Raw genomic sequence first — 11,958 nt, 5'->3', positions numbered from 1 at the left:
GCACTGCTCACGGGTGCCGCAGACGCTTCATGATCAGCTTCACGTAGTCGTTCATGTCGGCCTGCAGGCACGGGAACTGGGCGTGCTTGCCGGTGCAGCCCTTGGCCCACCTGCTGCCGTCGCCGTAGTCCACGAAACGGTACGGAATGCCGGCCGCCTTCAGATGCTCCGCCATCGTCGCGGTCGTCACCTGCGCCCCCTTCTCGAACGCGGCCTGGATCGGGTTGTCCAACAGGTTGCCGCCGTCGCCGGTGTACAGCGCGACGCCCATACCGCGCAGCGCCTTCACATGATGGGCGGGGCTCGCCTCGTTCCAGGCGCCGTCCAGGGGCCACAACGGCGACCCGAACCACGCGTCGGGTGCGGCGTACGGCTTGCCGTACGCCGGAACCACTCCGCTGCCGACCACGGCGCCGCGCCCCCAGGGAGACTGGAGGTCGAGGTCGGCGGAGAAGCTGCCCGCGTAGCGGAACAGGTCCGGCCGGTCCTCTGCGTAGTGGAACGCGCCGAAGCCGCCCATCGAGTGGCCGACGATCGCCCGGCCCGCCTTGGCGGCGATGGTCTTCAGGTTGGCGTCGATGAACGGGATCACCTGCTTGAGGTGGAAGGTCTCCCAGTTCTGGGGGCCGCGCGAGCCGGGGTTGCGCCAGTTCGTGTACCAGCCGTGGCCGCTGCCGTTCGGCGTCACGGTGATCAGCGGAGCTCCCTTGGTCGCCTGTTCGGCGATGGTCTTGGTCCACAGGGAGTTCGGGCGGTCGCCGGCGCCGTGCAGGTGGTACAGCACGGGATAGCGGGTGGCGGCGGCACCGTTGTACCCGGTCGGCAGGGTGACCATGAGGACGTGCTCACCCGAGACCTGGCCCTCCATCGCGTCGTAGGCCGGGACCTTCCGGGACTTCACCGTGATGACGAACGTGCGCTTCTCGGGGCCCGCCCACTTCGGCTGGCTGACGACGGTGAGGCCGAAACCGTCCGCGAAGTGCGGTGGTGCGGTCGCGGCCTGCGCGGCGGGCGCGGCCGGCCCGACCATGCCGAGCGTGGCGACGAGGCCGACCAACGCGGCACCCCAGCCACGTAATACGGCCCTGGACAGGATCTTCATACGCTTTCCCCCGTTTTCGAATGCGGACCCGCGCCGCGAGCTGAGCGAGCGGATACGGATGAAGGCGCCCACCCACGTGGTGCGCCCGGAGACACCGGAGTGCTGTGCAGTGCTGAGCAGTGCAGTGGAGCGGAGTGCTGTGGAGTGCTGTCAGTGCAGTGGAGTCTGTGCAGCGTTGTGCGGTGGTGCGCAGTACTGGGGTGCCTGGACAGATCTGATTTCAGATGGTGGAGCGGTTCGATGAGGGTGTCAACCAGCCCCTATGCCAGGGGAATTGGCGTTCGAACGGAACGTGATGCCGGCATCCGGTCGGCCGGAAGTTCCCGGCCCGGGCCGCTCGCCGGGGCTCCACCAGGGCATTTCCACGAATCGTGGGCGAGTGCAAAGTGCGAGGCGCAGAAATAACTCCGCAGCGAGGCCATTCACCAGTACCGCGACACCACCTGGCGAAGACCGTGACAGCCAGCAGAAGCCACAGCTCAGTGCATGTACAGGTCATTTGGAGCCCAACAGGCCGCTTGGCGCCAAGAATTCACGCCGGAGAGAAGTCACAGCAAGCTCATTACCCTTAAAGCAATGACATTTCGGTCATAGACCCTATACGCCGCTGTTACACAACAGCGACTCGCCTGATGGGTTCGCCTCGTAGCTTATGCCGTGTTGCTGCATATACCGGACAGGACGGTTCATGTGGCACAACTAGTAAATTCCTAGGTTTACGCAGGAGGAACCCCTACATGCGCACCAGGCTCCGTAGCAGTCTCGTACGTACCGCCGCCATTACTGCCGTCGCGGGTGGTGCGGTCCTTGCGCCGACTGCCTCCGCCATGGCCGACGATGCAACTCCGGCACCGAAGTCCTCGACCAGCACCCCGGAGGCCCAGGCAAAGGCAGAAGCCGACGCGAAGGCCAAGGCCAAGGGCAACGCCGGCGCCAACTCCGAAGCCGGCGCAAAGGCAGAAGCCGACGCAAAGGCCAAGAGCAACGGCAACACCAGCTCCGAAGCCAGCGCTAAGGCCGAGGCCGATGCCAAGGCCAAGAGCAACACCCACACCAACTCCGAAGCCAGCGCAAAGGCAGAAGCCGACGCAAAGGCCAAGAGCAACACCCACACCAACTCCGAAGCCAGCGCAAAGGCAGAAGCCGACGCAAAGGCCAAGAGCAACACCCACACCAACTCCGAAGCCAGCGCAAAGGCCGAGGCCGACGCAAAGGCCAAGGCCAACGGCAGCGCCCACGCCGGCTCCGATGCCAGCGCAAAGGCCGAGGCGAACGCAAAGGCCGAAGCCGGCGCCAGGACTTTGGTCACCACCAAGGCCGTCTCCGAGGCCGGCGCGAGCGCCAGCTCGAGCGCCCACGCGAGTGCAAGCGCCAACGCCAACGTCTCCGTCAAGGTCTACGTCGATGCGCACGGCCAATACGCCGCTGAGCTGTGGAGCAAGGACGCCAAGACCGGAAAGACGGTCAAGTGCGGCACGATCGACAAGGCCGGCCAGACCGTTACGTGGAAGAACGCGCAGTACACCCTCAAGGCTGACGGCAGCATCGTGAGCGCCACCGCCAACGGCAAGAAGGTCACGCACCAGCTGACCCGGTCCGAGGCGAACGCTGCCTCCAAGGCGCAGGTGGCAGCCAAGGCCAAGTCCCGCGGTTCGGCGGTTGTGCCCACCGCCGGCAGCAAGCAGGTCAGCCAGGTTCCGACCGGCTCCGTCGCCGCCGGTTACGAGCAGCCGGCCGACAACGGGGGCAGCAGCCTGATGGGGGTCGGCGCCGCTGCCGCCGCGTCCGCGGCCGGTCTGGGCTTCGTCCTCAAGCGCCGCATAGGTGCCGGCCAGGCGGGTTGATCAGCAGCATCGAAACCAGAGCGTGAGGAGCTAACCGACCGTGCTTTCCCTAGGTAACCTCCCGCAGGCTGTCAGGACAGGCTTCCTTGCGCTCGCCGCAGCCGGAGTCCTGGCGGGAGCCTCCGGCTGTGGCACAGCCGATGCCAAACCCGCCCCAGATATCAGCGTGAAGTCCACTACCGGTCAAGCTCCGCAAAAGCCGGCCAAGCCGCTGAGCAAGTCCACACCGGTCAGCCTGGATATTCCCGACGCCAAGGTGAAGGCGAACCAGGTCCTGCCGCTGGGCCTGGACAGTTCCGGTCAGCTGCAAGTCCCGCCTGCTTCGCAGGGAAACCTTCCCGGCTATTACACCAAGTCGGTCACCCCCGGCGAAGCGGGACCGGCCATCATGGTCGCCCACTACGACACCGATAAGGGCCCGGCGCTGATGAAGAACGCGGGGGACATCAAAATCGGCTCGGAGATCAAGGTCGGACGCCAGGACGGAACCACGGCAACATTCAAGGTCCGACAGATCCAGCAGGTCGGCAAGGACGGCTTTCCCACCCAGAAGGTGTACGGAAAAACGGACCGCCCCGAACTACGACTGATCACCTGCGGCGGCCCCATCGTGAAGGGCCATCGCGCCGACAACATCATTTTCTACGCCGACCTGGTGACGTGACGTCAATCGGAGCCCTGACGGCCCACCATGAGCTGCCCCGCCACGATCTTCCCCGCACGGGACACATCAGGTGAACCCGACATCCGGCGACACAGTCCCATACTTCCGCGGCCTGGCAACCCTGCGCATTCTCTCCGCAGAATGGGCACGCGCCCGCCGCTGAATCGCGTTTCACGGGGAGTGCGCCCGCCGAGCTCCGCTTCCCGCGGTCGATATGCCCTTTGAGTGGCCCCGCCGGCACCCCGCCACAATCCTTGGCCACCCAAAAGTAGGTGAAGGAGTTGTCACCGTCCCGTCGAAAATGCTGCTTGCCGACATCACGTGATACCCGACCGTCTACGGAAATAACCGACGGGTCCGGGATCGCCGGGCCGCCCGTGGGCGTGGTTTGATCTCGCGGCAATCGGAAGTTGCAGATCCGCTTCCGCTTCCGGGTATCAGAAGTCGTCAGAACGGCAGGGTCACTTGTCGCGTCGGTCGGCCGATACCGCTCAGGATCACCACGAACCACGAAGGGAAGGGCCAGTCATGCGCAAGGACTCCATGCCCCAGAACGAGGTCCACGAGATCGCCGACAGCGAGCTGGACAACGTCTCCGGCGGAATGCTCGGTGCCGGAGGAAACCTGACGGGCGACGGAGCCCCCTCCCTGCCCGGTCTGCCGGCTCTGCCCGCCCTGGGCGGCTCGGTCTCCGGCGGCGTGAGCGGCCAGATAGGCCCCGTCTCCGGCCAGGCAGCTTTTTCCGGCGGCGCCGGCCTCTGAGCCTCTCCACGAGGTGACCCCCGGGTTGTTATTACTCGCCCTTCGGGTCCAGCCGCATTCCAGTGGGGTGGTCATGGGCCCCGGAGCCGTCGCTCCGGGGCCCTTGGCCTGCCACCCGACCGCCGCTTCAAGGGCTGTTGACCCGCTATCAGGCCGAGGCGCCTGACGCTGCCGGCCAGCTCGGTGGCAACCTGCGCGACCGCACGCGTGCGCGGACCGACGGGAGGGTGGCGCCGGAACAAAGTCCGCACAGCGCCCCGGCACAGCCCCGCTAAGGTCGTCGGAATGAACCGTACGGACCGGCTGTACGCGCTCGTCGAGGAATTGCGCGCCGCCTCGCCCCGGCCGCGCAGTGCCCGGTGGCTCGCCGAGCGCTTCGAGGGCAGCAAGCGCACCATCGAGCGCGATCTCAGCGCGCTCCAGCAGTCCGGTGTGCCGGTCTTCGCGGAGCAGGGACGTACCGGGGGCTACGTCCTGGACAAGGGACGCACCCTTCCACCGCTGAACATCACCCCGGCCCAGGCCACTGCCCTGGCCGTCGGACTGCATGCCCTCGGCGGGACCCCCTTCGCCGCGGACGCCCGCGACGCCCTGCGCAAGGTGCTGGCCGTGATGCCGGAACCGGAGCGGGCAGCAGCCAACGAGTTCGCCGCGCGGGTCCAACTCCTGGTGTCCCCTTCGCCGTCACCCGAGGTGCCGCGCGTCCTGCGGGACGCCCTGTCCGCCCGCCGCGTGCTGCGGCTCGTCTACGCGGACGCGCGGGGCGCGACGACCGACCGGCTCGTCGAACCGCTGGGGTTCCTCGGCGGCGAGCAGTGGTACCTCATCGCCTGGTGCAGGCTGCGCGATGCCGTCCGCGGTTTCCGGCTCGACCGGATCCAACAGGCCCACCGGCTCGATGAGACCGCGCCCCCGCGGCTGGTCGACCTCGCGGAACTGGACACCTTCGGCCGGGAGAAGGCCGGTCTGAGCGAGGTCGTAAGGTCCGGTTAATCACCGACGGAACGGTGTCGCCGGAGCGCTGGAGAGTGGTGCCCACAGCAAGCGGAGGGCCGGCCGGCCCCAGCGGAAAGGCACCCCCATGACCACGCACGCCCCGACGACCGATCTGACCCGCGACCACGCCAGCAGCCTGTTCGACCAGTGGACGGCGCTGTGGAACGGCGAGTTGGCGCTCGCCACGCGGATTCTCACCCCCGGCTTCCGCATCGGCTTCGGAGGCATCCCCGCCGGCGACACCGACGCCTTCCACGGGCCCGACGACCTCGCCCCCTACATCGCCACGTTCCGGGACCGCTACCCCGCTCCTGGCCCGCGCTACGCCGTCGACGGCACCCCCGTCGTGGACACCGGGACCGGACACGTCGTTGCCCGGTGGACCGTCGACGTGCCGGACCCCGAGGGGACCGTCGTCACCAAGAGCGGCATCGACATGCTCGCCCTCGACGGCGGCCGCATCGCCAGGGTGTGGTCGATCACGGGCGCCCGCCGCTTCGCGCCGTGACCGTAGGGCGGCCCCGGCCGGCACGGACGCACGTACCGACGGCCGCCGTCCGTGCCCTCCGGAGGGACACCTCAAGGGTTCCGCGGGTCACCTGATGGCCGGTCTCCGCTCGGCCCGGGCGTCAGTCCGCGGCGGGGCCGCCCTGGTCCGTGCCGAGGGGCTCGGTGACCGGCTGGGCCCGTCCGGTGCCGGTGTCGATGAGGATCTGCCGGGCCTGGTCGGGGTTGTCGGCCCGGACGGCTCTGGCCATCGCGGCGCGTGCGGCGGCGGGCGTCGCATGCGGCGGGACCACCAGCAGCGAGAAATAGTCCTGCTCGCCACGGGTGATGAGGACGGTGTCATCGCCCACCGGGAACGAGTCGATGTGGACGACCCGGTCGTCGATGACCAGACGGGTGGGGAGGGACTCCCAGGCGTCGGCGTCCAGGCCGACGCGGGTGACCGGGCCGAGGTGCTCGGTCAGCGCGCTGATCAGGCCGGGCAGCTCGGCGGCGATGTCGTGGGAGCGCGGCCACCACGCTCCGTCGAGAATGCCCTCGCGGGCACGGGTGGTCTCCAGCCTGAGGAGCGCTGTCCCGGCCCGCACGGACGCATGGAACGCGTCGGGCAGCTCGGCGCCGTGGGAGATGTCGGACTCGGCCATGGGTGGGTGCCTGTCTGCGGGAGACCGGACGTCCGCCGGCGCCGGGCCGGCGTCGGCGTGACTGGGCAAGCCGGCGGCCTCGTCTTCACGGTACTCCGTGACGGCCTCGGCCGGTGCCGCGCGGCAGGCCATCTGCCCTGCTCAGGCCACAGACCCGGACGTCTCGGAAGGCGTCGGGAACGGTGCCCGGAGTAGGGTGAAAGCACCGGGAGCGCTTCGCGCACCGGCTCCCCCGTTGGTGTCGTTCCCGGCGAGCAGCAACACCGGGACGCGGTGGCCGCGAGCCCGGGGACAGGTCGCCGTATGACCGAGCAGACCAGCAGCGAGAGCACCGTCCGTGCCCGCCGGCGCGCTGCCTCGGCCCGGCCGGCGCGGCTTTCTTTCCCTCCCGATGGCGTTCCCGGTTCCGCTGCCCGGACGCCGCTCGGGGTGCCGTCGGCACGAAGGACGTGAGCGCATGGAGACAGTTGTCACCGTGGCGGCCATCCTGGCCCTGATCACCGTGGTCGCGTACCTGATCAACCTGCGCAACGGGCAGCAGGACGGCCCGGCGCGGCACGTCGGACGGGGCACGGCGGCCGCCCGCAGCGGGGCCCGGCCCTCGCGCGGGGGCCGGAACGCAGCGCGCCGACGGGCAGCCGGGCTCGGCGAGCCGCCCACGTTCCCGCCGGGAGGCGCACGATGAAACCCACCCAGCCGCTGCCTCCTGCCGGGCAGGCCGAGGTCCGTATCGTCGCGGCGACGCCGGAGGTCGCCCGCATGATCGCGGAGGCGCTCCGCAGCCGCTTCGCCGCCACCGAGCAGCGCAGCTACCCCGCCGGTGGCGAAGGCGCGACCCGCCTGCACCTCACGGTGGACACCACCCACACCGCGGAGCCGCCCCGGTCCTGGCTGGTGACCAGCAGGTCTTCCGGGTCCGACCGCCTCCAGGCGGACGAGATCTGAGGATCCGGTGCCGGTCGCGGCCGGGCCGCCCGCGAGGCGCATGCCGTACCGAAACGAGGAGCGAGCGGCAGCCATGGCAACACTGCACGAGCGGAAGAGCTACCGCAGAGCGGTCTTGAATGCGCTGTACCAGGCGACCGAGGAGAACCGTCCGGGCACCACGGGGTCCAAGCTGCGCGAAGACCTCGGCCTGCCCGAGCAGGACCTGGCCGCGGCCTGTACGTATCTGGTGGGCGAAGGGCTGGTCGAGGTCGACTGGACGACGCACCACACGCCGGCGATGGTCACGCTGACGCATGAGGGCATCCGGCAGATGGAGGCCGAGGAGGAGGAACGGGAGGCGCGCGCGGAGCACGGCTGACCAGGCGGCCGTGCGCGCAGCCGCGGGGCCGCTCTCGCCGGCCCGCCGTCCGCGACGGTCAGAACTGGAAGCCGGGCAGTTCGGTGGACTCCGGCGGCGTGGGGGCGGGGGCGTTCACACAGGTGAAGCCCAGGCGGGTCAGCGCCCTGGTCATCTCGCCCGCCGTGAAGTCCCGGCGGTCCTGCCGGGTGATCACCGCACCGACCTGCTTGACGGGGTAGGTGCGGCGGCCGATGACCACACAGGGGCCGAGGGCGGGCTCCGGCGTGATCCCCGCCATGAGCTGTTCCACCTCACTCTTGACGAAGTCGAAGGGGAAGTGGGCGATAACGCATCGCATGGTGCCTCAACAGGGTTGAAGGGACGGCCCGGCGCTTCCTGCCGGGTCCGGATCAATGCGGCCGCTCATGGCGTGAGCGGCCCTGAAGGACGGGTTCATGCGGTCGCGCCGCCGCGGGAACGGTCCCGCGGCGCGGCCGCCCGCCCGTACGCCGACACGGAGGAGCGACGCCCCCGGCCGGAACCTCCCCGCCGGCGGCGCGAGGCCGTGGTGCGCGGCGCGTTCTGCTGCGCGGCCGGGGCGGCGAGGGTGACGGGGATGCCCGAGGGGGCCCGGGCGCCGGTGATCCGGCTCAGTTCGGCCTCACCGGAGCGCACCTTGGCCGTCTGCGGGGTGATCCCGGCGTCGGCCATCAGGCGGTCCATCTCGCGGCGCTGGTGGGGCAGCACGAGGGTGACGACGCTGCCGGACTCGCCGGCCCGCGCGGTGCGCCCGCCGCGGTGCAGATAGTCCTTGTGGTCGGTGGGCGGGTCCACGTTGACGACGAGATCGAGGTCGTCGACGTGGATGCCGCGGGCCGCCACGTTGGTGGCGACCAGCGCCGTGACGTGGCCCTCCTTGAACTGGGCCAGGGTGCGGGTGCGCTGCGGCTGGGACTTCCCGCCGTGCAGCGCGGCGGCCCGCACGCCGCTCTTCAGCAGATGCCGGGTGAGCCGGTCCACCGCGTGCTTGGTGTCGAGGAACATGATGACGCGGCCGTCACGGGCGGCGATCTCGGTCGTCGTGGCGTGCTTGTCGGCGTCGTGGACGTGCAGGAGGTGGTGCTCCATCGTGGTCACCGCCCCCGCGGAGGGGTCGACCGAGTGCACGACCGGGTCGTGCAGGTAGCGGCGGACCAGGGCATCGACATTGCGGTCCAGGGTGGCCGAGAAGAGCAGCCGCTGACCGTCGGCGGGCATGAGGTCGAGCAGCGCGGTGATCTGCGGCATGAACCCCATGTCGGTCATCTGGTCGGCCTCGTCCAGCACGGTGATGGCGACGCGGTCCAGCCGGCAGTCGCCACGCGCGATGAGGTCCCGCAGCCGGCCGGGGGTGGCGACCACGACCTCGGCGCCGTCCCGCAGGGCACCGGCCTGACGGCCGATCGACATGCCGCCGACCACCGTGGCCAGCCGCAGCGCCAGGGCGCGGGCGTAGGGCGTGAGCGCGTCCGTCACCTGCTGGGCGAGTTCCCGGGTGGGGACGAGGACGACGGCCAGCGGCCGGCGGGACTCCGCGCGCTGTCCGGCGGTACGGGCGAGCAGGGCGAGGCCGAAGGCCAGGGTCTTGCCGGAGCCGGTGCGGCCCCGGCCCAGCACGTCCCGGCCGGCCAGCGAATTCGGCAGCGTGGCCGCCTGGATCGGGAACGGCACGGTCACGCCCTCGGTGCCGAGCGCCGCGAGGAGCGGCCGGGGCATGTCCAGCTCGTCGAAGGCGGCGACGGCCGGCAGCGACGGGGTCAGGGACGCCGGGACGCTGTACTCACTCTGCGGCCCGCCGGAGCGGCCTTTCCGGCCGGCCGAAGGGCGGGAATTCTTCCCGCGGGTCGATGTCTTTGCGCGGTGGGGCGTCTTCGAACGCTCCCGGGCGGTGGGGCTGCCCTGACCCGTGCGGGCGGGGCGGCCGTTCGTACGTGCTGCGCGGTTCATGGTGAACCTTCCTCGGTCGAGAGCGACACGTACGAGGAATCTCGGCCCTGCGGACCACACGGAGAATCGCCAGACGAGTCGAACAAAATATGAAACAGGTCCGGCTGCGAACGAGGTTTTCGAGGGATGCGCGCCGGGAATTCGCGGAATTCAGCGCAGCGGCCCGTCCGATGACTTCGGAAGGCGGGCTTCGAAAACGGGACTCGAACGGCAGGACTCGAAAGCCGCGACGTCGGCAGGTAATGGCCGGATACGCCGTCCCCGCGGCGGCCGTCCTCGGTAGCCGTCCTCCCGGACGGCGGACGCCGCCCGGAGCGGCACGGCTGCGCGGGCCGCGAAATGACAAGCGCTGGGGCCCGCACCCAAGGCGCGGGCCCCAGCGTTGCACGCTTCAGCTTCAGGCGGGAACGATGTTCTCCGCCTGCGGGCCCTTCTGGCCCTGGGTGACGTCGAAGCTCACCTTCTGGCCCTCCTGCAGCTCACGGAAGCCCTGGGCGGCGATGTTCGAGTAGTGGGCGAACACGTCAGCGCCGCCACCGTCCTGCTCGATGAAGCCGAAGCCCTTTTCCGAGTTGAACCACTTCACGGTGCCAGTAGCCATATCTTAATTTCTCCTTCGGGGAATGCTTTGGACCCGCACTGCGCGAGCCTCGCGTCGCCGCGATGATTGCCCCACCCGGAAAAATTCCGGCTACACAAAACGCTCCCACCGGCTCAGAGCCGACCGAAGCGTTGAAGATTTTGGGAACCACAACTGCAACTGATATCGACAGTAGCACGGCTCATACAACGCCGCACAGAGGTTTCCCGGCCGACCGGCCACGAGCCCGGAAGCGGCGCCCGCACACCCGTAATTTCTCCCGTCGCGACATGAGATATTCATCGCCATTCGACGCCGAATCCATGTACGCCACCCCCGCAGCCCAGGCCCCGACCGGCCCAAATCTATAGCAGCCGCAATAGACATTCTTCACCGCCAGCGGATAAGCTCGGGCGCGCAGCGCGAAGTCGTCCGGCAGGACGGCCACGGACTGCGGAGAAAGCACTGCCTGGCAGCAGGGCCACGGAGTGCGCCCCCGATCCCGGACGCGGCTCCCCGGGCGGACAGGCGGAGACCGACCCCGGTGGGGCCTGGGTGCACACGGACCGAGGCCCTTCGATGCCCAGGACGAAGGGTGCGCATGGCTCCGGAACCCCGGCCGAACGCCGCCGACCATCTCGACGACGACGATTACCCCGCCTACACCATGGGCCGCGCGGCGGAGTTGATCGGCACCACGCCCGCCTTCCTGCGGACACTCGGCGAGGCCCGGCTCATCACCCCGCTAAGGTCCGAAGGCGGCCACCGCCGCTACTCGCGCTATCAGCTGCGCATCGCCGCCCGCGCCCGCGAACTCGTCGACCAGGGCACTCCGATCGACGCCGCCTGCCGCATCATCATCCTCGAAGACCAGCTCGAAGACGCCCTGCGCCTCAACGACGAGCTGCGCCGGCGTGAGGGTCGGTCGGATCGGGCGGCTGGGTCCTGAGGTCAGGGGTTCGGGGGCTGCTGACGGGCGGGGCGGGGGCTGCTTGACCGTCGGCCCGGGCGGGCCCTGACGGCCGGTTCGAGCGGCGGCTGACGGCCGGCGCCGGGAACGCGGGGTCTCCGTGGCGCGAGGAAGCCGTGCGGATGGCCGAATTGACGTGGTTCCCGGGGCGCGATTGCCCAGGGACGCGGTTTCCGTCGGATGCGAATGCTGGGGGACACGGTTTCCGAGGGGCACGGGGCCGGCGGATGCGGTTCCCGGCGGACGGACTTTCCGGTGGACCCCTTTCCGATGGGCGCAGCTTCCGGTCTCGCCCTGGTGGCTCCTTCCCCTCGATGTCGCTTCGCCCCCGGCCCGGCAGCGAAGTTTTTCCGCAGCTCCTCCGGATTCCGCCGTGCGTGACGATTCCTCAAAACCCCTATCCTGTAAGCGATTCCCGCAGCTGTGCCGGGTTTTATCGTGGCGAGGCCGGGAAGATCATGTAACGCACCGCGAGGCTGCGGCAGGCCCACTCCCCGGCGGGGCGGGCGGGCACGGCCCCGGATACGGCCCCCGTCGTGCACGCCCCGGGAGCGGGCAGCCTCCCCACTCACCGGAGCGAATTCTCCGCTATGGGGCGGACATCCGGGAAGTGAA

14 protein-coding genes are annotated in these 11,958 nt (G+C 69.7%); 9 read left to right on the top strand and 5 right to left on the bottom strand.

Going from position 1 to position 11,958, the window contains the following annotated elements; translation table 11 throughout:
• Positions 1 to 7: 7 nt before the first annotated feature.
• The gene (locus tag CPH93_RS17805) at positions 8 to 1,102 is read right to left on the bottom strand and encodes an alpha/beta hydrolase (protein WP_096213432.1); all 1,095 of its coding nucleotides are present in this window, start codon (positions 1,100 to 1,102) and stop codon (positions 8 to 10) included.
• A gap of 827 nt (positions 1,103 to 1,929) precedes the next feature.
• On the opposite strand from CPH93_RS17805, the gene CPH93_RS35445 reads away from it, so the two are divergent.
• The 5 genes from CPH93_RS35445 to CPH93_RS17775 all read left to right on the top strand — a co-directional run bounded on the left by CPH93_RS35445 (position 1,930) and on the right by CPH93_RS17775 (position 5,876).
• Positions 1,930 to 2,946 carry a hypothetical protein gene (locus CPH93_RS35445; RefSeq protein ID WP_107470885.1) on the top strand — a complete coding sequence of 339 codons (1,017 nt, stop codon included), beginning with the start codon at positions 1,930 to 1,932 and terminating at the stop codon, positions 2,944 to 2,946.
• Positions 2,947 to 3,112: 166 nt separating this feature from the next.
• Complete coding sequence (locus tag CPH93_RS17790; protein ID WP_231976874.1) at positions 3,113 to 3,610, top strand: class F sortase; 498 nt, start codon at positions 3,113 to 3,115, stop codon at positions 3,608 to 3,610.
• A 528-nt stretch (positions 3,611 to 4,138) separates the two neighbouring features.
• Positions 4,139 to 4,372, top strand: a complete 234-nt coding sequence (locus CPH93_RS17785) for a type A2 lantipeptide (protein ID WP_096213430.1) — start codon at positions 4,139 to 4,141, stop codon at positions 4,370 to 4,372.
• A gap of 285 nt (positions 4,373 to 4,657) precedes the next feature.
• Positions 4,658 to 5,365, top strand: a complete 708-nt coding sequence (locus CPH93_RS17780) for a helix-turn-helix transcriptional regulator (protein WP_096213429.1) — start codon at positions 4,658 to 4,660, stop codon at positions 5,363 to 5,365.
• An 88-nt stretch (positions 5,366 to 5,453) separates the two neighbouring features.
• Positions 5,454 to 5,876 (top strand): nuclear transport factor 2 family protein, encoded by a 423-nt coding sequence (locus CPH93_RS17775; RefSeq protein ID WP_096213428.1) that lies wholly within the window; start codon positions 5,454 to 5,456, stop codon positions 5,874 to 5,876.
• 121 nt (positions 5,877 to 5,997) lie between these two features.
• Here CPH93_RS17775 and CPH93_RS17770 read toward each other — a convergent pair whose 3' ends face one another.
• On the bottom strand, positions 5,998 to 6,519 hold the full coding sequence (locus CPH93_RS17770; RefSeq protein WP_096215486.1) for a DUF5994 family protein: 522 nt from the start codon (positions 6,517 to 6,519) through the stop codon (positions 5,998 to 6,000).
• Positions 6,520 to 6,976: 457 nt separating this feature from the next.
• On the opposite strand from CPH93_RS17770, the gene CPH93_RS17765 reads away from it, so the two are divergent.
• From CPH93_RS17765 to CPH93_RS17755, 3 genes are all read left to right on the top strand, one after another.
• Positions 6,977 to 7,204 carry a hypothetical protein gene (locus tag CPH93_RS17765; RefSeq protein WP_096213427.1) on the top strand — a complete coding sequence of 76 codons (228 nt, stop codon included), beginning with the start codon at positions 6,977 to 6,979 and terminating at the stop codon, positions 7,202 to 7,204.
• Positions 7,201 to 7,464 carry a hypothetical protein gene (locus CPH93_RS17760; RefSeq protein ID WP_006604583.1) on the top strand — a complete coding sequence of 88 codons (264 nt, stop codon included), beginning with the start codon at positions 7,201 to 7,203 and terminating at the stop codon, positions 7,462 to 7,464. The genes CPH93_RS17765 and CPH93_RS17760 overlap by 4 nt, the downstream gene beginning before the upstream one ends.
• 73 nt (positions 7,465 to 7,537) lie before the next feature.
• Positions 7,538 to 7,825 carry a hypothetical protein gene (locus tag CPH93_RS17755; RefSeq protein ID WP_093484033.1) on the top strand — a complete coding sequence of 96 codons (288 nt, stop codon included), beginning with the start codon at positions 7,538 to 7,540 and terminating at the stop codon, positions 7,823 to 7,825.
• Between the two features lie 58 nt (positions 7,826 to 7,883).
• On the opposite strand, the gene CPH93_RS17750 is transcribed toward CPH93_RS17755, so the two are convergent.
• The 3 genes from CPH93_RS17750 to CPH93_RS17740 form a co-directional block, all read right to left on the bottom strand.
• Positions 7,884 to 8,165 (bottom strand): SCO5918 family protein, encoded by a 282-nt coding sequence (locus tag CPH93_RS17750; protein WP_093484034.1) that lies wholly within the window; start codon positions 8,163 to 8,165, stop codon positions 7,884 to 7,886.
• A 95-nt stretch (positions 8,166 to 8,260) separates the two neighbouring features.
• On the bottom strand, positions 8,261 to 9,793 hold the full coding sequence (locus tag CPH93_RS17745; RefSeq protein WP_096213426.1) for a DEAD/DEAH box helicase: 1,533 nt from the start codon (positions 9,791 to 9,793) through the stop codon (positions 8,261 to 8,263).
• Positions 9,794 to 10,190: 397 nt separating this feature from the next.
• Positions 10,191 to 10,394, bottom strand: coding sequence for a cold-shock protein (locus tag CPH93_RS17740; RefSeq protein WP_006604579.1), 204 nt, complete (start codon positions 10,392 to 10,394; stop codon positions 10,191 to 10,193).
• Positions 10,395 to 10,974: 580 nt separating this feature from the next.
• On the opposite strand from CPH93_RS17740, the gene CPH93_RS17735 reads away from it, so the two are divergent.
• Positions 10,975 to 11,322 carry a MerR family transcriptional regulator gene (locus CPH93_RS17735; protein ID WP_093484036.1) on the top strand — a complete coding sequence of 116 codons (348 nt, stop codon included), beginning with the start codon at positions 10,975 to 10,977 and terminating at the stop codon, positions 11,320 to 11,322.
• Positions 11,323 to 11,958: the final 636 nt, after the last annotated feature.

The sequence above is a fragment of the Streptomyces sp. 2323.1 genome (genome assembly GCF_900221035.1).
Taxonomy (GTDB): domain Bacteria; phylum Actinomycetota; class Actinomycetes; order Streptomycetales; family Streptomycetaceae; genus Streptomyces; species Streptomyces sioyaensis.
Note: the sequence above shows the minus strand (reverse complement) of the source record. Positions and strands in the feature narration are given on the sequence as shown.